Origin of the sequence: Pseudomonas sp. 8 R 14 (assembly GCF_900005955.1) — a bacterium.
In the GTDB taxonomy this organism is placed as follows: domain Bacteria; phylum Pseudomonadota; class Gammaproteobacteria; order Pseudomonadales; family Pseudomonadaceae; genus Aquipseudomonas; species Aquipseudomonas marginalis.
Genome location: NZ_CVTH01000050.1, coordinates 50,360 through 73,191, shown reverse-complemented (window position 1 = coordinate 73,191; position 22,832 = coordinate 50,360). Strand labels below are relative to the sequence as shown.

The 22,832-nt window shown below is 56.9% G+C and carries 19 protein-coding genes and 1 pseudogene; 8 read left to right on the top strand and 12 right to left on the bottom strand.

All coding sequences use genetic code 11. The annotated features are described in order from the left end of the window. Positions 1-37 precede the first annotated feature (37 nt). The 12 genes from BFQ01_RS31360 to BFQ01_RS10520 form a co-directional block, all read right to left on the bottom strand. A protein-coding gene (locus tag BFQ01_RS31360; RefSeq protein ID WP_370467938.1) for an IS3 family transposase occupies positions 38-1,257 on the bottom strand; the annotation gives its coding sequence in 2 pieces (ribosomal slippage) (positions 38-912 and positions 912-1,257; 1,221 coding nt in all). A gap of 469 nt (positions 1,258-1,726) precedes the next feature. Continuing rightward, positions 1,727-2,464: a phage baseplate protein gene (locus tag BFQ01_RS10565; RefSeq protein WP_065925234.1), complete on the bottom strand. Its 738-nt coding sequence runs from the start codon at positions 2,462-2,464 to the stop codon at positions 1,727-1,729. 129 nt (positions 2,465-2,593) lie between these two features. Continuing rightward, on the bottom strand, positions 2,594-2,902 hold the full coding sequence (locus BFQ01_RS32235) for a hypothetical protein (protein ID WP_141691273.1): 309 nt from the start codon (positions 2,900-2,902) through the stop codon (positions 2,594-2,596). Beyond that, positions 2,899-3,333 carry a hypothetical protein gene (locus BFQ01_RS10560; protein WP_065925242.1) on the bottom strand — a complete coding sequence of 145 codons (435 nt, stop codon included), beginning with the start codon at positions 3,331-3,333 and terminating at the stop codon, positions 2,899-2,901. Before BFQ01_RS10560 ends, BFQ01_RS32235 begins: the two co-directional genes overlap by 4 nt. A 29-nt stretch (positions 3,334-3,362) precedes the next feature. Then, a complete protein-coding gene (locus BFQ01_RS10555) occupies positions 3,363-3,812 on the bottom strand; it encodes a hypothetical protein (RefSeq protein ID WP_065925233.1) in 450 nt (149 codons plus the stop codon). Between the two features lie 19 nt (positions 3,813-3,831). Continuing rightward, the gene (locus BFQ01_RS10550) at positions 3,832-4,248 is read right to left on the bottom strand and encodes a hypothetical protein (RefSeq protein WP_065925232.1); all 417 of its coding nucleotides are present in this window, start codon (positions 4,246-4,248) and stop codon (positions 3,832-3,834) included. Between the two features lies 1 nt (position 4,249). Further along, a complete protein-coding gene (locus BFQ01_RS10545; protein WP_065925231.1) occupies positions 4,250-5,086 on the bottom strand; it encodes a hypothetical protein in 837 nt (278 codons plus the stop codon). Between the two features lie 59 nt (positions 5,087-5,145). Next, the gene (locus BFQ01_RS10540; RefSeq protein ID WP_065925230.1) at positions 5,146-6,090 is read right to left on the bottom strand and encodes a hypothetical protein; all 945 of its coding nucleotides are present in this window, start codon (positions 6,088-6,090) and stop codon (positions 5,146-5,148) included. 649 nt (positions 6,091-6,739) lie between these two features. Then, positions 6,740-7,105: a Rap1a/Tai family immunity protein gene (locus BFQ01_RS10535; protein ID WP_141691272.1), complete on the bottom strand. Its 366-nt coding sequence runs from the start codon at positions 7,103-7,105 to the stop codon at positions 6,740-6,742. A gap of 142 nt (positions 7,106-7,247) precedes the next feature. Continuing rightward, the gene (locus tag BFQ01_RS10530; RefSeq protein ID WP_083244868.1) at positions 7,248-8,051 is read right to left on the bottom strand and encodes a short-chain dehydrogenase; all 804 of its coding nucleotides are present in this window, start codon (positions 8,049-8,051) and stop codon (positions 7,248-7,250) included. An 86-nt stretch (positions 8,052-8,137) separates the two neighbouring features. Then, complete coding sequence (locus BFQ01_RS10525; protein WP_083244867.1) at positions 8,138-8,662, bottom strand: hypothetical protein; 525 nt, start codon at positions 8,660-8,662, stop codon at positions 8,138-8,140. A 75-nt stretch (positions 8,663-8,737) separates the two neighbouring features. Next, a complete protein-coding gene (locus BFQ01_RS10520; RefSeq protein ID WP_176718745.1) occupies positions 8,738-10,309 on the bottom strand; it encodes a recombinase family protein in 1,572 nt (523 codons plus the stop codon). 74 nt (positions 10,310-10,383) lie between these two features. Between BFQ01_RS10520 and BFQ01_RS10515 the strand changes: the two are divergent. From BFQ01_RS10515 to glgX, 8 genes and pseudogenes are all read left to right on the top strand, one after another. Further along, positions 10,384-10,653 (top strand): annotated as a pseudogene (locus tag BFQ01_RS10515) (alpha/beta fold hydrolase); the annotation flags it as partial. A 24-nt stretch (positions 10,654-10,677) separates the two neighbouring features. Next, a complete protein-coding gene (locus BFQ01_RS10510; RefSeq protein WP_065925226.1) occupies positions 10,678-11,631 on the top strand; it encodes a D-2-hydroxyacid dehydrogenase family protein in 954 nt (317 codons plus the stop codon). Between the two features lie 467 nt (positions 11,632-12,098). Beyond that, positions 12,099-13,655 (top strand): glycogen synthase GlgA, encoded by a 1,557-nt coding sequence (gene glgA / locus BFQ01_RS10505; protein ID WP_074846904.1) that lies wholly within the window; start codon positions 12,099-12,101, stop codon positions 13,653-13,655. A gap of 19 nt (positions 13,656-13,674) precedes the next feature. Next, positions 13,675-15,420 carry a malto-oligosyltrehalose trehalohydrolase gene (gene treZ, locus BFQ01_RS10500; RefSeq protein ID WP_065925225.1) on the top strand — a complete coding sequence of 582 codons (1,746 nt, stop codon included), beginning with the start codon at positions 13,675-13,677 and terminating at the stop codon, positions 15,418-15,420. Continuing rightward, on the top strand, positions 15,417-17,501 hold the full coding sequence (gene malQ / locus BFQ01_RS10495) for a 4-alpha-glucanotransferase (RefSeq protein ID WP_065925224.1): 2,085 nt from the start codon (positions 15,417-15,419) through the stop codon (positions 17,499-17,501). The genes treZ and malQ overlap by 4 nt, the downstream gene beginning before the upstream one ends. Further along, on the top strand, positions 17,498-20,248 hold the full coding sequence (locus BFQ01_RS10490) for a malto-oligosyltrehalose synthase (protein WP_065925223.1): 2,751 nt from the start codon (positions 17,498-17,500) through the stop codon (positions 20,246-20,248). Before malQ ends, BFQ01_RS10490 begins: the two co-directional genes overlap by 4 nt. Positions 20,249-20,272: 24 nt before the next feature. Next, positions 20,273-20,542: a DUF2934 domain-containing protein gene (locus BFQ01_RS10485; protein WP_065925222.1), complete on the top strand. Its 270-nt coding sequence runs from the start codon at positions 20,273-20,275 to the stop codon at positions 20,540-20,542. A gap of 130 nt (positions 20,543-20,672) precedes the next feature. Next, complete coding sequence (glgX, locus tag BFQ01_RS10480) at positions 20,673-22,832, top strand: glycogen debranching protein GlgX (protein ID WP_065925221.1); 2,160 nt, start codon at positions 20,673-20,675, stop codon at positions 22,830-22,832.

The following is a 22,832-nucleotide window of genomic DNA, read 5'->3' as shown; positions in this document are numbered from 1 at the left end:
TGGACTTGCCCCTACAAAACCGGACACCAACTCCCCGTCAAATTGATGCTGCTGCCAAGCGCCTGAACTCCCTCGGTGAGCGATAGTTCAAGGCGCTGTGCGGATGCTGCTCGTTGTAATGCTCGAAGGCAATTGCCAGGTTGCGCAGCGCCGTTTCTCGATCCGGCTTGGGCATGTGCGCAACGTAGTCACGTTTGATCGTCTTCACGAAGCTCTCGGCCATGCCGTTGCTCTGCGGGCTGCGCACCGGGGTGGTCACCGGCTGCAAACCGATCTGTCGAGCAAACAGGCGTGTCTGTTCGGCGGTGTACGCCGAGCCGTTGTCGCTTAGCCATTGAACCGGCGTTGCAGGCAGTTGATCACCGAAGCGTTTCTCTACGCTCTCCAGCATCAAGTCGCGGATGTCATCGCCGCTGTACCCGGTCGGACTCGCGACCCAGCCGATGGCTTCGCGGTCACAGCAATCCAGGGCGAAGGTCACGCTCAGTTTGGCGCCGTCCTCACAGCGGAACTCAAAGCCGTCCGAGCACCAACGCGTATCACTGGTTTGCACCGCAATACGACCCTCGTGCCGACGCGGCACGCCGGGCTGTTTGATGCGCCGCGCCAACAGCAGGTCGTGATCGCGCATGACCCGGTAAACCCGTTTCACATTGATCGCCGGCAGCGACTGGGTTTCACGGGCACGACGCAGCAATCCCCAAACACGACGGTAGCCATAGCTGGGCAGTTCGCTGATCTGTTGCTGGATTTCAACCACCAGATCAGCATCGTCCACAGGCCTGCGGCGCCGTACTTTGAGCGATACCGATTGCTTGATTCGAACCGTTAATTGCGAGCGCGCCACACCGAGACATTCGCTGACCAGCTTCACTGGTCGTCCCCCGGCAACAAGGGTGAGTGCGCAATCCATTTTCGCGACCGGGCGATCTCCACGGCCTCTTTGAGGATTTCTGCTTCCATCGTTTTCTTGCCCAGCATCCGTTGCAGTTCACGGATCTGCTTGAGCGCATCGCTCAACTCCGAGGCGGGCACAACGGCTTCACCGGCACTGACCGCCGACAGACTGCCGTCCTGATATAACTTGCGCCATAGGAACAGCTGGTTGGCATTGATGCCGTTGCGTCGAGCGACCACCGAAACGCTTTGCCCTGGCTCAAGACTCTCGCGAACCATGGCCAGTTTTTGCTCCGGGCTCCAGCGGCGCCGCCGCTCCTGGCCCAAAAGCTCCCCACTCTTGTCGTTGCTATTAGTCATAAACATAACCGTTTGCCTATCCCTTATCGTAAGGGGGAAACGGTGTCCTGTCTTTCATGGGGCTCGTTCACCCCTTGAACAGATCACCCCTGTAAAGTCTCTTGTAGGTGCGAACTTTCTGTGGCTTCGCAACACGGGTATTACTTCTACAAAGGAGGATCACCTCTAGACCTTCGGTCTGCTCGCCCCTTTCAGGTTGATCCTCTAGAAGAGTTACAACATAACACCTATAACAACAGTCATCACTCTAAGAGCTTGCGCTCTTGCTCTTCTGGTTGGTGCAAAACCCTTGAGGGTGAAACCCTCGGTGTGATCCTCTGTCGTCTATCTAGATGTGTGCATGCTCAGTGACCGAAGGTCGATGGTGATCCCCTCTTATAGAATGTGACGCTTTTAGAATCCCCAGTGAACGCTGGGCACTGAGGCAAATCCTGCCCACAAGAAAGCCCGCTCATGGCGGGCTCTCTGCTTACTCGTTGCTGCCGCTGGCTCTGTAGTCTGTAGCACTCTTGCCGGTGTAGCTGGATGGTGCGTTAGCCGGGTTTGCCTTGGCCGGTGTGGTTGTAGACTTCCCGTTCTGCTTACCCTTGCTTCTGATCTTCACGTTGATGTTCTGAATCACAGCGTACGACACCTGTTCAAACTCAAGGTTTGGAAAGATACCTTCTCCGGTGGTTTCGTCTTCCTTGAAGTCAACACCAGTGAACACACAGTTAGTCCAGCTGTTAGGGATAGCACCACCATCATACTCAAAGAACGTGAACTCTTCTCGACTGGTGATCATTCTAACCAGTTCATCCTTAACGGCTCTGGCTGTTTTGATTTTGTTTTGCGGAGTTACGAAAGCATCAGGAATACTGTCTCTTGTGAACTGTGCAATAACCTCTGGCAAAAATTTGTTGAGACTACTCTGTTCGGTGATGGTCACAGGATAAACTGTCTGAGTGTTGTTGATATAGTCCTTTCTATTCACAGCATCACTGATGAACGGACGGGACAAGTTAAAGTCAGCATCAGACAGAATACCAGAGACCGTAAATCTCGGATTGTCGAAAGTTGTATGGTCTGTGACAAAAGCCCCACTTGCCATTGGGTGTTTAGAGACACTAGCGGAATACTTCTCTGTCAGTTGTGTGATTGCATCAAAGAAAATCACATCATTGTTTGCTCGCATAATAGCGAACATGTTTGCACCGTAATTGGCCATAGTTAGTTCCTTGTATTGAATTTGGTGTGCACAAAGCCCCACAAGCTCGCTGGAGCTGCGTTAGGGTTGTAATAGAGGCAATGTGAGGAATGTGTTGCTAGAGACGCTTATACGGCCTCTGGGGAGAACTCAGACAACTTCGCTGTGATTGATAGTCTGAGCTTTGTACATGTCTACAGGACGCCCACGAACAATTACGGTCCTTGGCTTGTCCAGTTGTTCGATGTAGTGACTTGGCTTGATGTGGCGAATCTCCCACAGCGTGGGGTTGGCTTCCATCCATTCCAGAGAGCGTACAAACGCCTTAGCGGCACGTTCTCTAGCTGGGGTAGATAAGCCCTCATGGTGTTGCTTAAGAAGGCTCAGAAGCGATTCTGTAAGCGTTGGTGTTGGCTCTGGTGCTGGCTTTGCCACATCATCAATAAGAATGTCTGTCATACCCTGTCACCTGCAAACTTGAACTTGACGCTCTCAAGCATCTTGCCTGTGTCGTACAACGGACGGTCAAAGCCTTTGGCTGCAATCGTCGCCAAGGAGTTAGAGCCGGGGTAGCAGGCAATGGTGGCTTTCATTTCACCAACCAACAACTTACCGACCATAGACATGATAGAGCGGGCACTACCCTTTCCTGTGATAGAGGCTTGAGCCGCTTTGATCAACAGTCTCACCATCGCCTGTCTTGTTTGGGCGTTGTTAACTGTCTCTTTCATGAATGGACGCTCAGGGTGAAACCTTGTTCCGTATTCGTTCCAAGCTGCCACTGTTGCAACTGGCATTCCATCATCATACTTGTCTTCAAAGAAACCCACCTTTGCCTGTAGCTTGGCTAGGTTGGCCACTCTCCTAGCAAGGTTGGTGAATCCTTTCATGTCCAACTTTGTAGAAACTGTGGTTGTAATCACTTGCCACCCCCATTGTTGATTGTTGGGTTGACGTTGATTACAGGGCTTGCATTCTGAATGACGTTTGTTCTCTTGCTGGCAGCAGCTCTTGCACTAGCCTCCTCAGCCTCAGCTTGGGCCAGCCTACTCATAGCCTTTGGGTTAGCTTCATACATCAGATTCTCAAGCTTTCTAGTTGCCTTGTCAGTGAAAGCAACTTGAGCATTAATCTTGAACTCACTGTCTTCAACTTTTTGCCTGAGGATGTACATGTTGTCTTCAACAGTGCTAACACGTTTTTCAACAATATCCTTCTGTACTCTGACATTATCATATTCGTATTCCTTCACCTTCCCGCTGAAATAGAGTGGAGCTGATGCTACTGCAACTCCCATCACCATCCCAATGATAAGCATCTGTAGCCTGTTGATGGGAAGTTGAAACCATCCCTGCTTGTTGTTATCCATGTGTTGTTCCTTGCTTTGTTTAGCCCAGATGAGCGCCCCCATAAGAGCGTTGCAGTGGTTGTGGGCTGAAGAGTGATAGGCGTTCTTGTAGAACACCATTGAAGAGTTCTCTGTTGCGTCCGTAAAAGAGTTCGATAGCCTCGCCAGCAATGCCGATTTCAACAGCCTTTGTCATGAACTCCTCGACAGCACCCAACAGGAACATAGAGCCGGAGTAGCAAACAGTGATTGTGGTTCCTGTACGAAACCAAAAGAAGTGGTAGTTTGTTACATCGGAATGTCTACGCTTGAGCATCATGTTAAAGTGTCGGCTCAACCGTCTAAGGTCAACGTGAGAGGATGGCCTGCCCCCTCCCCCGGATTCTCTTAGTTCGTAGATAGCGGAATGAAGCCCTGTAGATTGCAGAGCTTCGATGTGTTTTGTAATGCCGGACATATTACCCTCCGTTGGTTTTCGCTTGTCTCTCAGCTTCTTTTCTCATTTCAGAATCTTCAAAGTAAATTCTCAATGCCGTCTCATTTGCATCAAATGCATCAGACACACTCATTACTGTAGAAAGGTCAGACAGAGTTGCTAGAGGCTGGGAGCATCTTAGAATGTTGTAGATAACATTAGATTGGCTGTACTTGTCGCCAATGTCATTTAGGGAGCGTGGAGGCTGAATTGCACCAGCACCAGAGTAACCCTCTTTGAGAGAGAACCTTTCCTTAGTCCACAGATGTAGGAAGTTATATTCAATGACAGCAGACAGCAGGTGTGCCACTTCTGGAATAGTGAGGGTATCTACGTCTAGAGATTCATCGTTGTAAGTGATGTATCTGAAAAACTCTTCAAATACAGACTCTACATCAAGCTCCCTTGTTTGCTTCTCTGTCGCTTTGTAGTGGATTAAGTAGGACAGGGGCGATGGCACACGCTCTACAGCTTCGCTATGACGATCATCAAGCGTCTTACCTGCCAACACTTCACGTACGGTGAGCTTTCCAACTGGGCCAGCGTCTGGCTGTGTGAAGCGCTCGTATGTTTCATCAGGGGCCGCGACCTTATCCAAGAACTGGCTAACAGCAAGCCAACGGCCATCAATCGCCACACGCGGCAGTTTGTTGAAGGGGTGTGGTAGTTTGTTATCAACAACAATGTGTTCTTGAGAAACAGCGAACGCCACAACGGCATTACCATAACGCTCTAGGATTGCACAGCCTTCGGTTGCTGGGTGTTGTTTGATCTTGTAGACCTTATCGTCTACGGTGATTCTTTTCGTTTGAATAGCCATAATGGATTCCTTTTTATGTAAGCTGGGCTAGCTTGCTTGTTCTTTAAACAACGGCTCTTTTAAACAACGGTTACATCGTCGCCTTCCATCGCATTGCATCGCATCTCTGCATACCAGTTGTTGCCTCGGAAGTCGCCAGTGTATTGCACAGCACGAATACGGTAGTAGCCTGTCAACTCACCATACTCAAGTCTAATCACTTGACTGGGAATCAATGCAGCATCCAACAAAACTTTAACTTGAACGCCATAGCGAACACGCTTGTCTTTCTTAGAGAGGTTAAGTTTCTCTGTTGTACGGAAAGGAGCTTCAACCATCCCTGTTGTTTCACTAATTACAGGAACAGTGGTAACACTCTTAGAGAAAGGACCGTTAACATCAGTGACTGTTAGAGTGTCGCCTGTGATGTTGTATTCAAGCTTGTAAGCCTTGGTGATCTTGTCCAGTTCTTCTTTGGCTGTACCGTTGAGGCGCCAACCATGAATCAAGGGGCTGTTTAGATTTGTCCCAACCATAGGGCCACGGGCAACACCCGGCATGTTATCGGTGATGATATTGAGAACATCTTGCACAGTTTGACCGGGGGACAGGATACGGCTTAGTTTGGATTGTGTGAGATTGACATAACCCTCACCAATCACCATTTGAGTGATCGAATCTGTACCACGTTTAGTAGTAGAGCATTCTGTGAGGTTGCCACTGCATAGCAGCTTGAGCCCGTCGCCGTCCTTGTAGCCAACATAGAGGGTTGCCTCAATGAATCGACTATCAAGCATGCGCTCTTGTTCGGGAGAAAGGTTGTACACTTCAATACTGGCTGTGTTGCCAGTGTGTGTTTTCTTATTATCGCTTGCCTTGTCTACAGTGAATGTCATCTGTAGTGGGCGGTCTGTATCTTCGCTGGTGAGTTGAAACCCTTTACCGTTGTTATAATCGCCAACGGTCAGCTGATAGATTCTTTCAGACTTGCGATTTTTCGTATTGGATACTCTGATAACGGCCATAGTGGTTATTTTCCTTGTTCGGCTTGAATGTTGTGAAGGCGTTAGAAATAGTCATAGCCATGTCTCTCACGGATTGGATTAGGGTTTGTTGGTTGTAGTGGTTTGTTCTGCAATAGGCAGTACAGTATGTCTTGCGTGCTGTCTTGCACGGCATAGAGCAGCCACAGTGCTGGCATGTTCTTGTTGTGATGTTCATACGCAATCCTCATAGAGTTTGTGACACTTGATTAAACTGTACTAGAAGACAGACATAAAAAAGGCCACCAAATCTCTTGGCAGCCTCTCTAAGGGCTTTCGCCCTGTACCAGCCCAGTACACAGATCGGGAGATTATCACCTCCACCAATCTACTGTAATTATATCACATTTGTTGTTACATTGGAAGCGCTATTATTGTAATTGTGACAATAAAAACTAACAACAAAAGCTGGCATTACCCAACACCACAACACTCTCCCCAGCCGCACCCATGCAGTTGATAACCGCTGTCATTACTTTCATTTTAGTCAGCTTTTCCTTTGGCACGCTCGCGAGTCATTGAGTAGCTCTCGATTGAAAACAGCTTTTCCAAACCAGAAATCAAGTGAGGACCAAAGTTGCTCGACCCTCGCGACGCGGGATTTGGGAAGCGACTGGGGAAAAGGGCTAAGTCATTTGGTGCAAGGATAGGCATCTTTCAATGCAAGCCATACTAGACCGGTTTTCCCTAAATTAAGCTTCGCGGGATTGTCTTTCAGGTACTTAACAACAACCCTCACCAGTTGGCCGTTTGTGGCAGTTTTCGGTACGCAGAGCCTAGCTTCACTCTCTAAGTTTTCACTGAAGAAGGCTGTTGTGCTTAAAACGCCCTCAACGAACCCAACGCACATCCCAGCTTCGCCCTGATTAAAATCTCTATCTCTATCAGATGCCTTGACGAATTGTTGGCACTGGGTTAACAAGGTATTCCCATCAGCCATCGCAGCCCCGCTGCACAGCACCCCCACCAATACCGTCATCGTTGCAAATATTTTCATGCTCCACGTCCTTGAGTTGTACATAAGCCTACTACCGTCCATTTATTCTTTTCCCTCGCCTTATTCTGAGTGATTCGAAGAGTGTGAAATCTCTCCTGGCGCCTGGGTTGTTGTCAGTACAGCTAGAGCATTGAACTTCTATCTAATGGCCGGTACTCGCTTTACTGACAAGACCGTGGATAGCCTTTTTTGCCTGTTCCAGTTTTTGCTGCTTCGCCGCTGCGGCCAGCTTTTCATCTAGGACCAGCTCAATCCCCATTTTTACGACCGGGAACGCCGCTAGGCACTCTTTCTCTGTCAGCTCGTGTATGCCTTGGCTAAGAATCTTATACATCGAGCGATTTTCTACGAGGAACTCGGGGAGGTGCCCCGCTAGCAACAGTATCCGTTCAGCCATCCGGCCTTTGCCGTACGCCTCGTCATCCCAGCCTTCATCGCCTTTCGCGGTCTGATAAGCAGCATCGACAAGATTCTCGAAAATTCGTCTCAGGTATACAAACGAGCCTACCCCTACACCGTGTGCAGCCAAGCCAATCGCTTTAGTAAATTCCTTGAAATCCTCTAGGGGTAGTACAGCAGAGTACTGACGTACATCGTAAGTGTTGAGGTCTGCAAGAGATGGATACTGTCCGATTTTTTGCACCGTCCTTTCGCTGACCTTAAACAGGAAAAACAGCCGATGGTCCACATTCCTTGAGCATTTAAGCACCAAGGATAGACGTTTGTACCCCACCCACGCGTCTAAATATCGAGGGATGTCGCCAGTAACGTGCTGGCGAAATATGCTGTTTGAAGCGCATTCAGGACAATATGTGTCGATTGGCTCTTGGGAGAAGAACACCTCCCACCCCTTTTCGTCTTGCCCCTCTGTGAAGGTAAACTCTTCGTACAAAGGGTAGGCGATACAAAATTCTTGTTGTGTCGGTGGAGTGGGGGTAGCGTTCATGCAAGCTGGCTCTGGATGGAGGGATGGATGGCTAACGTAGCACATCGACATTACCGGCTCGACTGTCTAGCGAGTTTGATTTTTTTTTAAAATATGCCCCAGCCACGAACAACCTTAAAATCAATGTACTTTGCCATTTGCTTTTCAAGCTTTTTTAGTTCCTCACCCATTCTATCTCTAGCATCATATCCCTTGTCTCGTAGAGGAATCGGATTTGAATGGTTCGAGATCGGGTCGACCTCTCTTATTTCTCGGTTATTTTCGAGCGCGCTGCCAAAGCTCATGATCTTAGTTAATGTATCGTAAACTCCATCTTTATCAGAAAATAAAAACTGAGACTCTCTATAGCACTTAACAAATTCAGCAGACTTTATATTTATACTGCCATCTCCTTTTTCCCATACGGCTTGATAGTACTCCAGCGCCGACAAGAAAATGTTAAACCGCTTATTGTACAGCTCCAATCTAACCTTGGCACTGGCAATCCTCATTTGCGTGTAACCAACAACGAAGGTAGCAATACTCACCATCGCAGCTGTAACACTTAGGTAGAAAGTCATATCAGTGTAGATAGAGCTACTGACTACGGTACTAACTACGTCTGCTGCCATCTCGTCAACCCTCAGCCAAATTCAGTAATAGGCGTATTTTCAAACTCAACCCTCATTGCTTCGACAATACTGGAGTTAGGCATGTCCAAGTGGCGCTCCAAAATTCACTTTCAACACCTTACCATCTAACACAGACATAACATCAACTTTTACACTCTTCCTCTCACGCGGTGTTTGCCTTGCTACTGGGAGTTTTAATAACACGCCTTCATGAGTTACCACCTTGTGCACATCGTCTGCCCTCCCCCACCCTTGGTAAGTGAAAACTCCAACAGGGGTCTGCATCGTCCTGTCCAAGTTGCAAACAATTCTGTAGCCGACAGATTGCAGTAAGGCGTTAGCCTTCATTGGGTCTTTCATTATCTCCAAACTATTGAGGATTTTCTCTTTGACTGTCGCCTGCTCATGGCTCAGTGCTTTCTTCTCACCTTCCAAAGAGAGTTTTTCAGCTTTGAGTGCCCGCAAGGCCACGATCAACTCTTCCACGTCATCAACCTCAGCGACAGCCCTAGCAACCTTGGCAATCTTGACGCTCAACTCAGATAACAGACCGTCGATCACAACCTCCCTTTTCATGCTCTCCGTCAACACTTGCCCCTGCAATGCCTTTGAGATGTGGTCCCAGCACGACAGTTGGAACGCGACACCGATCACAGCTTCTGGGATTCCCTTGCTGTTAGGGCACGCTGTAGAGCCTCTACGGGCACGGCTGGAGCATTCCATTACAGGCGGTGGCGGGTTCGCCTTGTTCTTGTAGCTTTTCGTGTTGAAATTCTTTCCACATTCACCACAGACAACAAGCCCTGTGTACTTGTGTTTTGTCGGGGCTGCGCGTTGTACGTAACCCTCAGACAAACGCCTTTGCACCCTGTAGAACAGATCAGGTTCAACAACTCGGGGATACACATTTGGTATGCCTTGCCATTCTCCCATGGCCGTCTTGTTCTTCATCCACCGCTTGACGGTGCTAGGTGCCATCTTGATAAAGCAGTCATGCTTATCACCACCAGCCTCTAGGATGCGTTCGTAGATTCGACGTTCTCCCAACCCTGCCGCGTAGTCCTCAAAAGCCTGCTTGATGAATGGTGCAATTTCCCTCAGCAACTCACCCTCTGAGGTAAGCCAGACAGGCGTGTACCTCTTGGGAATCACCCCGTTGGCCGCTAACACATTCCTGCTCTTATAGCTAGCCTTCATCCTGTCACTGAGGGACTGTGAATAGTTAAAGGCGGCTTGCACCTTACCAACGAGAATGTACAAGCTCCCGCCCCTCAGCGCTTCCTGCGTGTACTTCTGTCCATCGTCCAGAGTGACCAGAGCTACACCAGCGTTAAGAATATCCGTCAACACTCTAATCATGATGCCGGGTTCCATCCGCCCTGCCCGGTCGATAGCCTCAACCAACACAACGTCACCAACACCGATAGCGCCTTTTTCGATTGCCTCTAAGAGCTTGCCAAAGCCGTTCTTGAGGTGCTTCCCACTACGGCCAGATATGCCCAAGTCCTTAAACGACAGCTCACGGTTTAGGGTGAAGGTGGGGTTATCCTTTTCCCAGTTATCGAGCATGGCTTGTTGGCGTTCTTCGCTGCTACCCTTGAGTTGCTTGCCGGTACTGAAGCGGATGTAGGAGTATGCTTTGTTCACTTTCACCACCGTGTTTGCTGGAGGCGCCCCCCGTCTGAAGGCATCATAACATTGATTCCCACATTGCCGCGTGCTGGACCCAGCCGGTGTACTACGAGTTCAAGCATCTGCAGATGCCCACCCTGTTGCTCATCGGCACCGCCGACACCACCGCCATCGGCAAAGACGTTGCGCCGCCGGCGGTCAAGGCCAGGATCGGCAACTACGCGGTACTGGGCAAGCAAGTGGCCAAACTGATTCCCCATGCCACACTGGTGGAGTTCGCGGGCCTGGGCCATGCACCGCAGATGGAAGAACCGGCGAAGTTTCACCAGGCGCTGTTGCAGGGCTTGAGCGCCCTTTAATCCAACTTTTCGAGGCACGCGTGCATGTCGGTACAGATCGCAGTCATTGATGATTGGCAAAATGTGGCCAATGGCGTGGTGGATTGGTCGGTGCTGGAGGCGGTTGGCCAGGTGCACTTCCTGCACGATTACCCGGCAGATACCGCCACGATGATCGAGCGTTTGAAGGCGTTCGAGGTCATTTGCGTCATGCGCGAACGCTCGACCTTCGACCAAGCGCTGTTACAGGGTTTGCCCAACCTCAAGTTGCTGGTGACCGGCGGCATGCGCAATGCCGCCCTCGACATTGCCGCCGCCAAGGCCATGGGCATCCAGGTGTGCGGCACCGACAGCTACAAGCAGGCGGCGCCGGAGCTGACCTGGGCACTGATCATGGCGTCTACGCGCAATCTGCTGACCGAAGCCAACTCACTGCGCGCGGGTGGCTGGCAGGTGGGACTGGGTGGCGACCTGCATGGCAAGACCCTGGGAATTCTAGGGTTGGGCAGTATTGGCCAGAAGGTCGCGCAGTTTGCCCAGGTATTCGGCATGCGGGTGATTGCCTGGAGTGAAAACCTCACGCCGGAGCGCGCCGCGCAGGCCGGGGCGACCTGGGTCAGCAAGCGCGAGCTGTTTGAGCAGGCCGACATTCTCACGATTCATTTGGTACTCAGCGACCGCAGCCGTGGCCTGGTCGATGCCGAAGCATTGAGTTGGATGAAGCCGACGGCCCGGTTGGTGAATACCGCGCGCGGGCCGATTGTGGATGAGCAGGCGCTGGTGCAGGCATTGATCACTGGTCGCCTGGCGGGCGCGGCACTCGATGTATTCGCCGAGGAGCCGCTGCCGGTCGATCACCCGTTTCGCCACTTGCCCAACGTACTCGCCACGCCCCATGTGGGCTACGTGAGTGAGCAGAACTACCGGCAGTTCTATGAGCAGATGATTGAAGATATCCAGGCCTGGACCACGGGCGCGCCCATTCGGATGCTGGGCTGACGCACCAATCAGGTGCAGTCCGCACTAAGGGTGTGAGCGTAATTTTTGTGGTGAGCAGGCTTGCCCTGCGCTGGGGCGCGAAGCGGCCCTGAACCGGCGCAAGCCTGCTCACCACACCCTATCGCCTTCCTCAATTGCATATGGTTACAAGTTTTTTGTCCTACAAAATTCCCGCACAAACCCTACAGGCTCTGGAATCTGTCCTAGACTGATGACCGATGGGTCCCTTCCAAAACAAAAACCCCGCAAAAAATCTAAACTTTCGAACTCTGCCGTAGGTCCAGTTTTAAGGTAGGGCGAGTGCACGCGGTTCACACCCGATGCCCGTCCATCCAATCTATTTAAGCCGACCGTGCAACTGGCATAAGCCTTGCCAGTTTGTATAGCGCTTGTGCGCCTGGCCGCAGGATGCGGTCTTCGGAGCTAGTGGCAGCGGGCCATTAGCCAACCAACATTGGGAGAGAACTATGATCAGTGCCGCTGTAGATACTCAGGGAGAGCGTTTTAGTAAGGCGGCAGAGGGGCCAACGTCACTGGCCGACCTGCCCAACACTGTGCGGCCGATCGTGAGTAATAATCCCAATCGAAAGAAGGTATTGTTCGTCACCTCCGAGTTCGCCGACCTGGTGAAAACCGGTGGCCTGGGCGACGTGTCCGCGGCCCTGCCCCGCGCCATGGCCCACTTGCATGATGTGCGCGTCCTGATCCCCGGTTACCCGCAGGTGATGGAAAGCGACAACCCGATCCATATCATCGGTGAGCTGGGTGGCCACGCCGCACTGCCGCCGTGCAAGATCGGGCGCATGGACCTCAAGGACGGCCTGGTCATCTATGTGCTGATCTGCCCCGAACTCTACGAGCGCGAAGGCACGCCGTACGGCGCCAACAATGGTCGCGACTGGCCGGACAACCATATTCGCTTCGCCCGCCTGGGCCTGGCCGCTGCCGACATGGCCGCCAACCTCGCCCAGATCCACTGGTGCCCGGACCTGGTGCACGCCCACGACTGGCCCGCCGGCCTGGCCCCCGCCTATATGCACTGGCGTGGGTCACGCACACCGACCTTGTTCACCATCCATAACCTCGCCTATCAAGGCGTGGTCAGCCTGGCCTCGACGCCGGAGCTAGGCATTCCGCCCCACGCTTTGCAGCAGGAAGGCATGGAGTTCTACGGCAAGATGTCGTTCCTCAAGGCGGGCATGGCGTATTCCAGCCACATCACCACCGTGAGTGCCACCTACGCCCAGGAAATCACCACGCCGGAATTCGGCTGCGGCCTCGACGGTTTCCTCGCCGCCAAGACCCAGCAGGGCCTGCTCAGTGGCATCCCCAACGGCATCGACGAAAGTTGGGAAACCTCCACCGACACGCACCTGACCCACAACTTCAATATCGGTGACTGGGAAGGCAAGGCCATCAACGCCGACCACGTGCGCGAACTGTTCGGCCTGCATGACTCCACCGGCCCGCTGTTCGCGGTGGTCTCCCGCCTGGTCTACCAGAAAGGCCTCGACCTCACCGAAGCGGTGGCGAGCTTTATCGTCGAGAACGGCGGCCAGATCGCCATTATCGGGCGAGGCGAGCCGGAAGAGGAACAGGCCATGCGTGAACTGGCGCTGCGCTTCCCGGGCCAGGTCGGTGTGCGCATCGGCTTCAACGAGACCGACGCGCGGCGCATGTTCGCCGGCAGTGACTTCCTGCTGATGCCATCGCGCTACGAGCCCTGCGGCCTCAGCCAGATGTATGCCCAGCGCTTCGGCTCGCTGCCCGTGGCTCGCAACACCGGCGGGCTGGCGGACACCATCGAGAATGGCGTCACCGGCTTCCTGTTCAATGAATCCACCGTAGAAAGCTACGAAGAAGCCCTGAGCCGTGCGTTCCGGGTCTTCGCCAATAAAGGCCTGCTCAACGCCATGCGCAGCCGTGCCATGACCCAACCCTTCAACTGGTGCCAGGCGGTGGAACCCTACGCCGAGCTGTATGAACAACTGGTGGCCAAGGCCTTGGGGAAATCGACTAAATAATCAAGGGAGGTCTTCATAGATGCCGTTACGGACTTTGGAAACCTGGCCCCACGGCGCAATCATGCTGGACGCGCAACACACGCGTTTTGCCTTGTGGGCGCCAGACGCGTTTTATGTCAGCGTTGAATTGGAAAACGGTAAATCCATCGCCATGCTGCCCCAGGCAGATGGCTGGTTCGAGACTGAAGTGAAGTGCCCGGCGGGCACCCGCTACCGCTATAACATCGATGGGAAAATGGATGTTCCCGACCCCGCGTCCAGGGCCCAGGCCTCGGACGTGCATGGCTGGAGCCTGGTGGTCGACCCGCTCGCCTACACCTGGCGTCACGCCAACTGGCAAGGCCGCCCCTGGCACGAAGCCGTGATCTACGAATTGCACGTCGGCGCGATGGGGGGCTACGCCGAAGTCGAAAAGCACCTGCCGCGCCTGGCCGAGCTGGGCGTCACCGCGATTGAATTGATGCCGCTGGCGCAATTTCCCGGTGAGCGCAATTGGGGGTATGACGGCGTACTGCCCTACGCACCGCACTCCTCCTACGGCTCGCCCGAGCAACTCAAGCACCTGGTCGACAGCGCCCACGAACACGGCCTCGCCGTGATCCTTGACGTGGTCTACAACCACTTCGGCCCAGACGGCAATTACCTGGGCCAGTACGCCAAAGGCTTCTTCCAGGAAGACGTGCACACCCCATGGGGTGCCGGGATCGACTTTGAGCGCCGTGAAGTGCGGGATTTCTTCCTCGATAACGCGCTGATGTGGCTGCTCGAATACCGCTTCGACGGCCTGCGCCTGGACGCAGTGCACGCCATCGACAACCCCGGCTTCCTCCAGGAACTCGCGCAACGGGTACGCCAGCAGGTGGATACCGGTCGGCATGTGTGGCTGGTGCTGGAAAACGAGCTGAACCAGGCCAGCCTGCTCAAGGAGGATTTCGACGCGCAATGGAATGATGACTTCCATAACGTGCTGCACGTGTTGCTGACCGGCGAAACCGATGCCTATTACAGCGACTTTGCCCAGGACCCCACCACCAAACTCGCCCGTTGCCTGGGCGAAGGGTTTATCTACCAGGGCCACACCACTCGCCATGGCCACGAGCGCGGCGAACCGAGCGCTGACTTACCGCCCACGGCCTTCGTCGCGTTCCTGCAGAACCATGACCAGATCGGCAACCGCGCCCTGGGCGAACGCCTGCACCAGCTCTGCTCGCCCCAGGCGCTCAAGGCTGCAACCGCCCTGCTGCTGTTGTCGCCTATGATTCCGCTGATGTTCATGGGGGATGAGGCGAACGCGAGCGAGCCGTTCCTGTTTTTTACCGACCACCACGGTGAACTGGCTGAAGCGGTACGCGAAGGCCGGCGCAATGAATTTGCCGACTTCGCCGCGTTCCATGACCCCGAGCGCCGTGAACGCATCCCGGATCCGAACGCGCTGTCGACATTCGCGCAATCGGCCCCGGTGATCGCCGATAACCCGCACGCTGAGCTCTACCGCCAACTGCTGGGCCTGCGCCATCGCCATATTGTGCCGCACCTGCCTGGCGCCGTGGCATTGGGCGCGCAGGTGCTGGCCTACGCCGCCGTCAGTGCGCGCTGGCGCCTGGGCAACGGCAGCCTGTTGCAGATCGACCTGAACCTGAGCGCCACGCCGCTGGATCACCCGGCCACCGCACCGGTCCTGTTTGAAACGCCGGCCCTGCAAGGTGCGCAACTGCCGCCCTTCAGCGCCCGCGTCACCTTATCCCCTGTTGGAGAGCACCCTTGAGCGAAGCGAACCTGGAAATCCTCGCCAGCCGCGCGGGCCTGGCCGTCGATTGGATCGACGCAAACGGCCGCCCGCAACGAGTGACACCCGACGCCCTGCGCGCGGTTCTCAAAGGCCTGGGCCACCCGGCCGACAGCGATGCCGACATCAACGCCAGCCTGCTTGAATTGGAGCGGGTGCAACAAGACAAGCACCTGCCGCCCCTGATGACCGTCGACAGCGGTGAAGGCCTCGACCTGGCGCGCTACTTCGAACCCGACACCCTGTGCCGGGTCAACCTCGAAGACGGCGAAAGCCTGGAACTGCGCCTCGACGGCAATGCCGTGCTGCCCGGGGTTATCGCCTTGGGCTACCACCAGGTGCAGATCGACAACCAGAGCTTTACCCTGGCGGTAGCGCCCACCCATTGCTACAGCGTGGCCGAAGCGGTGGACAACCAACCCGCCCGCGCCTGGGGCCTGAGCGCCCAGCTGTATTCACTGCGCCGCTTGGGCGATGGCGGTTTCGGCGACACCCTGGCCCTGGAACACCTGGTCCGTTCCGCCGCCGAACGCGGCGCCGATGCCCTGGCGATCAGCCCGATGCACGCGATGTTCAGCGCCGATACCGAGCGCTACAGCCCGTACTCGCCGTCCAGCCGCCTGTTCCTCAACAGCCTGTATGCCTCGCCCGCCTGCATTCTCGGTGAACGTGAGGTGCGCAACGCGATTGAAGCCCTTGGCCTGGAAGCAGAGCTGCACGCGCTGGAACAGCACAGCCTGATCGACTGGCCGGCCGCTGCGCGGGCCAAACAACGGCTGTTGCGCGTTCTGTATGAAGACTTCCGCCACGGCCATCACCCGCAGCACGCCGACTTCCTGAGCTTTCGCCAGGCCGGTGGTGAGGCGCTGGAAAACCATTGTCGCTTCGAAGCCGTGCAGGCAGTGCGCGCCGCTGCAGGCGAGGACCTTGACTGGCGCCACTGGCCTGAAGAGTGGCGCTCGCCGCAAAGCCCGGCGCTGGTGGCGTTCGCAGAAGAGCACCACGTCGAGATCGGCTTCTACGCCTTTGGCCAATGGCTGATCGCCCGTTGCCTGGAGCGCGCCCAACAAGCCGCCAGAGGCAGCGGCATGGGCGTCGGCTTGATCGCTGACCTGGCCGTCGGTGCCGACGGCGGTGGCAGCCAGGCCTGGAGCCGCCAGGATGAGTTGCTGGCCGACCTGACCGTGGGCGCGCCACCCGACATCCTTAACCGCGCCGGCCAGGGCTGGGGCATTTCCGCGTTCTCGCCCGAAGGTCTCAAGCGCAACGGTTTCCGCGCGTTTATCGAGATGCTGCGGGCTAACTTCGCCCATGCCGGCGGCTTGCGCATCGACCATGTGATGGGCCTGCAACGCCTGTGGGTGATCCCCATGGACGCCTCGCCGCGTGAGGGCGCTTACCTGTATTACCCGGTGGACGACCTGTTGCGCCTGCTGGCGCTGGAATCCCACCGCCACCAGGCCATCGTGCTCGGCGAAGACCTCGGCACAGTGCCCGATGGGCTGCGCGAAAAACTCATCGCCCGCTCGATCCTCGGCATGCGCGTGCTGTTGTTCGAACAGGGCCACGATGGCCAGTTCAAGCCGATCCTCGACTGGCCGGACAACGCCCTGGCCACCACCAGCACCCACGACTTACCGACCCTCAACGGTTGGTGGCACAGCCGCGATATCGACTGGAACGTCCAGCTGGGCCTGATCGATGCGCCCACCGTGGAGCAATGGAGCGAGCACCGCCTGCGTGAACGCCAGGCGCTGCGCCAGGCCTTGAGCCAGGACCCGCAGAACTTCGTCGATGAGATCCGCAATGAAACCGACCACATGATCGACGCCAGCGTGCGCTACCTCGGCCACACCCGTGCGCCGCTGGTGCTGTTGCCGCTGGAAGACGCCCTGGGCCTGGAAGAACAGGCCAACCTGCCCGGCACCACCGACACCCACCCCAATTGGCGCCGCCGTTTGCCGGGCGAGGCCTCCAGCCTGCTCGACAACGCCGGTGCCGCGCGCCGCCTTGAACTGCTGGCCGTCGCGCGTAACCAAGCCTATGAGCGTGACCGATGAAAGCCCTGCCCCTGCGCGCGACCCAGCGCCTGCAATTCCACAAAGGTTTTACCCTGGATGACGCGGTCCCCCTGGTACCGTATTTCGCCCAATTGGGCATCAGCCATCTATATGCCTCGCCCTTGCTGAGTGCGCGTGCCGGTTCCATGCACGGCTACGATGTGGTCGACCCCACCAGCGTTAACCCCGAGCTGGGCGGCGAACCGGCCCTGCGTCGCCTGGTCGCGGCCCTGCGCGAGCACGATATGGGGCTGATCCTCGATATAGTCTCCAACCATATGGCCGTGGGCGGCGCCGACAACCCCTGGTGGCTGGACCTGTTGGAATGGGGCCGGCTGAGCCCCTACAGCGAATTCTTCGATATCCAGTGGCACTCCCCCGACCCGCTGCTCAAGGGCCAATTGCTCATGCCCTTCCTCGGCAGCGACTACGGCGAAGCCTTGCAGAGCGGCACGCTGACGCTGCATTTCGATGCGGCCCACGGCGCGTTTCATGTCGAGCATTACGAACATCGCTTCCCGATCTGCCCACGGGATTACGCGGCGATCCTCGGCGCCGACGAGCTGCTTAAACCCCTGGCCGACCGTTTCAGCGCCCTGGCGTATCAGGATGACGCCTACGCCGAAGCCGCCTGGCTCAAGCAGGCATTGGCCGAGCGTGCCACCGAAGTCCTCGAGCTTATCGAACGCCGACTGACCGAGTTCGACGGACGCACGCCGGAGGGCTTCAAGCGTCTGCACCACTTGCTCGAGCAACAGGCCTACCGCCTGGCCAGCTGGCGCACGGCGGCGGACGATATCAACTGGCGGCGCTTCTTCGACGTCAACGAACTGGGCGGGCTGCGCGTGGAGCGCACGGCGGTGTTCGAAGCCACCCATGGCAAGATCTTCGAACTGATCAGCCAAGGCCTGGTGGATGGCCTGCGCATCGACCACATCGACGGCCTGGCCGACCCGCGCGGTTACTGCCGCAAGCTGCGTCGTCGGGTGGATTCGCTGTCGCCCGAGCGGCACTTGCCGATCTTCGTCGAAAAAATCCTCGGCGAGGGGGAAACCCTTCGCGAAGACTGGCAAGTGGACGGCACCACCGGCTACGAATTCATGAACCAGTTGTCGTTGCTGCAACACCATCCCGAGGGCTTTGCGCCGCTGGCCGAGGTGTGGACACGCCACAGCGAACGGCCCTCGGCGTTTATCGAAGAGGCACGGCTGGCCCGCCAGCAAATCCTCAACGGCTCCCTGGGCGGCGACTTTGAAAGCGTGGCCCAGGCCCTGTTGCAGGTGGCCCGCGACGACGTGATGACCCGCGACCTGACCCTCGGCGCGATCCGTCGCGCATTGCAGGAACTGATCGTGCACTTCCCGGTGTACCGCACCTATATCAGTGCCCGTGGTCGCAGCGCAGATGACGACAAGGTGTTCCAGCAGGCCCTGGACGGCGCCCGCACGACCCTTGGCGAGGGCGACTGGCCGGTGCTCGAGCATCTGGAAAATTGGCTCGGCGGCCAGCCCTGGCGCAATCGTCCGGTGGGCCGCGAGCGCAAGATGCTCAAGCATGCCTGTGTGCGCTTCCAGCAACTGACCTCGCCGGCAGCGGCCAAGGCCGTGGAAGACACCGCGTTCTACCGCTCGGCCGTGCTGCTGTCGCGCAACGATGTGGGCTTCAGTACTGAGCAGTTCAGCGCGCCGTTGGCCGAGTTTCATGCCATCAACCAACAGCGCTTGCAGGCCTTCCCCGACAACCTGCTGGCCACCGCCACCCATGACCACAAGCGCGGCGAAGACACCCGGGCGCGCCTGGCCGTGCTCAGCGAGTGCGCGCCGTGGTACGTCGAGCAAGTGGAGCATTGGCGCACCCTGGCGGCGCCGTTGCGCGACGACGCGGCCACACCGTCGGCCGGTGATGAACTGATCCTGTACCAGGTGTTGCTGGGCAGTTGGCCGCTGGACCAGGCCGAGGACTTCGAGGGCTATCACCAGCGCCTGTGGCAGTGGCAACAAAAAGCCCTGCGCGAAGCCAAGTTGCAGAGCAGCTGGAGCGCGCCCAATGAGGCCTATGAACAGGGTGTCGAGGCTTTTCTCACGCGCCTGCTGCTCACGGAGGAAGGTCGGCCCCTGCGCAGTGCGATCAATAACGCAGCCCAGGCCATCGCCCCCGCCGGCGCACTGAATGGACTGGCGCAAACCTTGCTTCGCCTTACCGTGCCGGGTGTGCCGGACCTGTACCAGGGCGATGAGTTCTGGGACTTCAGCCTGGTGGATCCGGACAACCGTCGCCCGGTGGATTTCACCGCGCGGCAACAGGCACTCAATACCCCGCCGGACATCGGCGAACTGTTGTTCAACTGGCGTGATGGGCGTATCAAGCAAACCTTGATTGCCCACGTACTGGCCTTGCGCAAGGCCCATCCGCAGGTGTTCCGCAGCGGCCGCTATACAGCGTTGGAAGTGGTCGGCCAACACGCCGAGCGGGTGGTCGCATTCTGCCGCGAACACCAAGGCAAACGCGCGCTGGTGGTGGTGCCACGCTGGTCCCATGAGCTGCTTGAAAACGGTGTGCGTCCCCAGATCAATGCGCGGGTTTGGGGCGATACACGGGTGAAATTACCGTTCGCCGCACCAACGCAAAACTGGAAGGGACTTTTTCATACAGGCGCAGTCACACCAGACAAGGAGCTGTTGATCAGCACTGCCCTGGGGGATTTCCCGGTCAATGTCTTTATCAATCCTGATGATCAAGAAAGCTGAAAATTTTCTGTGAGGAGCATTGTGATGAGTACTGAAGACAAACGCATACGCGAACTGGCGCATCAGATCTGGGAGTCTGAAGGCAAACCCCACGGGGAAGACGCGCGCCACTGGGAGATGGCGCGCAAGCTGGCCGAAGCCGAAGCGCTGACGCCGAGCAAACCCAAACCCGCCGCGAAGCCCAAGACCGCACCCAAGCCGGCGGCGAAGGCCAAGCCACCGGCGCCAGCCGCAAGCAAGCCGGCGCCGCCGGCGGCCAAGAAGCCACCCGCGCCGAAAAAGCCCAAGGCTTAACGCGCACGGCGCCATCAACCTTTTGCCGGCGCGGCCGGCAAAAGGTGACTTCACTCTTCTTATCATCAGCTGAAAACTCGTCAGCACGGCCGCGTTCGGCCCGAAAAAATAGCCTTGCAGGAGCAACTCAATGAGCAAACCCCATAAGACCCCTTCGACGCCGGGCAGCGAGCCGTCGCGGATTCGTGAAGGTTTGCCCTTCCCCCTCGGCGCTACCTGGGATGGCCTGGGTGTCAACTTTGCGCTGTTCTCGGCCAACGCCGAGAAAGTCGAACTGTGCCTGTTCGACGACACCGGCGAAGTGGAACTCGAGCGCATCGAACTGCCCGAATACACCGACGAAATTTTCCACGGTTACTTGCCCGACGCCCACCCTGGGCTGATCTACGGCTACCGTGTGTACGGGCCTTATGACCCGGCCAATGGTCATCGCTTCAACCACCACAAATTGCTGATCGACCCCTACGCCAAGCAATTGGTGGGCGAACTCAAATGGTCCGAAGCGCTGTTCGGCTACACCATCGGCCACCCGGACGACGACCTCAGTTTCGACGAGCGTGACAGTGCGCCCTTCGTGCCCAAGTGCAAGGTCATCGACCCGGCACACACCTGGGGCAACGACCAGCCGGTGCGGGTGCCGTGGGACCGTACGATCATCTACGAAACCCACCTGCGCGGCATCAGCATGCGCCACCCTTCGGTGGGCGAGGACGTGCGCGGCACCTGTGCCGGGTTGATGGAAGATGATGTGCTCAAGCACATCCGCCAGTTGGGCATTTCGTCGGTGGAGTTGCTGCCGGTGCACGCCTTCGTCAACGACCAGCACCTGCTGGAAAAAGGCATGACCAACTACTGGGGCTACAACAGCATTGCGTTCTTCGCCCCCGACCCGCGCTACCTGGCCAGCGGCAAGATCGCCGAGTTCAAGGAGATGGTCGCGCACCTGCACGAGCAGAAGCTGGAAGTGATCCTCGACGTGGTCTACAACCACACCGCCGAAGGCAACGAGCGCGGCCCGACCCTGTCCATGCGCGGCATCGACAACGCTTCGTACTACCGGCTGATGCCCGATGACAAGCGCTTCTACATCAACGACTCCGGCACCGGCAACACCCTGGACCTGAGCCACCCGTGCGTACTGCAGATGGTCACCGACTCCCTGCGTTACTGGGCCAACGAGATGCACGTCGACGGCTTCCGCTTCGACCTGGCGACCATCCTGGGCCGCTACCGCGATGGCTTCGATGAACGCCACAGCTTCCTCGTGGCCTGCCGCCAGGACCCGGTGCTGCGCCAGCTGAAACTGATTGCCGAGCCCTGGGACTGCGGCCCCGGTGGCTACCAGGTGGGCAACTTCCCGCCAGGCTGGGTTGAATGGAACGACCGCTTCCGTGACACCGTAAGGGCTTTCTGGAAAGGCGATGACGGCCAACTGGCGGACTTCGCCGGGCGCATGACCGCCTCGGGCGAGATGTTCAACCACCGTGGCCGCCGCCCGTACAGTTCGGTGAACTTCATCACCGCCCATGACGGTTTCACCCTGCATGACCTGGTGTCGTACAACGACAAGCACAACGAAGCCAACGACGAAAACAACCAGGACGGCAGCAATAACAACCTGTCCTGGAACCACGGCGTCGAGGGCCCCACCGACGACCCGGAAATCAACGCACTGCGCCTGCGCCAGATGCGCAACTTCTTCGCCACGCTGCTGCTGGCCCAGGGCACGCCGATGATCGTGGCCGGTGACGAGTTCGCGCGGACCCAGCACGGCAACAACAATGCCTACTGCCAGGACAGCGAGATCGGCTGGGTCAACTGGGACCTGGACGAGGACGGCAAGGCGTTGCTCAAGTTCGTCAAGCGCCTGATCAAGCTGCGCCTGGCCTACCCGATCCTGCGTCGTGGCCGCTTCCTGGTGGGCGACTACAACGAAGACATCGGCGTCAAGGACGTCACCTGGCTGTCGCCGGCTGGCAACGAGATGACCACCGAACAGTGGGAAGACAGCCACGGCCGTTGCCTGGGCATGCTGATGGATGGCCGCGCCCAGGAAACCGGGATTCGCCGCGCCGGTGCCGACGCCACCCTGTTGCTGGTGGTGAACGCCCACCACGACGTGGTCAATTTCCGCCTGCCGCCGGTGCCGGAGGGTGAGTTCTGGACCTGCATGCTCGACACCAACGAGCCGGCGGTACGTGGCCAGGAACGCTTCGAGTTCGACCACGAGTACGGTGTGACCGGCCGCTCGCTGCTGCTGTTCGAACTGCAGCGTGACGACGAGGTGTGA

What these genes read in the sequence shown, in the direction of transcription:
- BFQ01_RS10565 (WP_065925234.1), bottom strand. Translation starts at nt 2,464, where the DNA reads ATGGCCAATTACGGTGCAAACATGTTCGCTATTATGCGAGCAAACAAT.
- BFQ01_RS32235 (WP_141691273.1), bottom strand. Translation starts at nt 2,902, where the DNA reads ATGACAGACATTCTTATTGATGATGTGGCAAAGCCAGCACCAGAGCCA.
- BFQ01_RS10560 (WP_065925242.1), bottom strand. Translation starts at nt 3,333, where the DNA reads ATGAAAGGATTCACCAACCTTGCTAGGAGAGTGGCCAACCTAGCCAAG.
- BFQ01_RS10555 (WP_065925233.1), bottom strand. Translation starts at nt 3,812, where the DNA reads ATGGATAACAACAAGCAGGGATGGTTTCAACTTCCCATCAACAGGCTA.
- BFQ01_RS10550 (WP_065925232.1), bottom strand. Translation starts at nt 4,248, where the DNA reads ATGTCCGGCATTACAAAACACATCGAAGCTCTGCAATCTACAGGGCTT.
- BFQ01_RS10545 (WP_065925231.1), bottom strand. Translation starts at nt 5,086, where the DNA reads ATGGCTATTCAAACGAAAAGAATCACCGTAGACGATAAGGTCTACAAG.
- BFQ01_RS10540 (WP_065925230.1), bottom strand. Translation starts at nt 6,090, where the DNA reads ATGGCCGTTATCAGAGTATCCAATACGAAAAATCGCAAGTCTGAAAGA.
- BFQ01_RS10535 (WP_141691272.1), bottom strand. Translation starts at nt 7,105, where the DNA reads ATGAAAATATTTGCAACGATGACGGTATTGGTGGGGGTGCTGTGCAGC.
- BFQ01_RS10530 (WP_083244868.1), bottom strand. Translation starts at nt 8,051, where the DNA reads ATGAACGCTACCCCCACTCCACCGACACAACAAGAATTTTGTATCGCC.
- BFQ01_RS10525 (WP_083244867.1), bottom strand. Translation starts at nt 8,662, where the DNA reads ATGGCAGCAGACGTAGTTAGTACCGTAGTCAGTAGCTCTATCTACACT.
- BFQ01_RS10510 (WP_065925226.1), top strand. Translation starts at nt 10,678, where the DNA reads ATGTCGGTACAGATCGCAGTCATTGATGATTGGCAAAATGTGGCCAAT.
- glgA (WP_074846904.1), top strand. Translation starts at nt 12,099, where the DNA reads ATGATCAGTGCCGCTGTAGATACTCAGGGAGAGCGTTTTAGTAAGGCG.
- treZ (WP_065925225.1), top strand. Translation starts at nt 13,675, where the DNA reads ATGCCGTTACGGACTTTGGAAACCTGGCCCCACGGCGCAATCATGCTG.
- BFQ01_RS10490 (WP_065925223.1), top strand. Translation starts at nt 17,498, where the DNA reads ATGAAAGCCCTGCCCCTGCGCGCGACCCAGCGCCTGCAATTCCACAAA.
- BFQ01_RS10485 (WP_065925222.1), top strand. Translation starts at nt 20,273, where the DNA reads ATGAGTACTGAAGACAAACGCATACGCGAACTGGCGCATCAGATCTGG.
- glgX (WP_065925221.1), top strand. Translation starts at nt 20,673, where the DNA reads ATGAGCAAACCCCATAAGACCCCTTCGACGCCGGGCAGCGAGCCGTCG.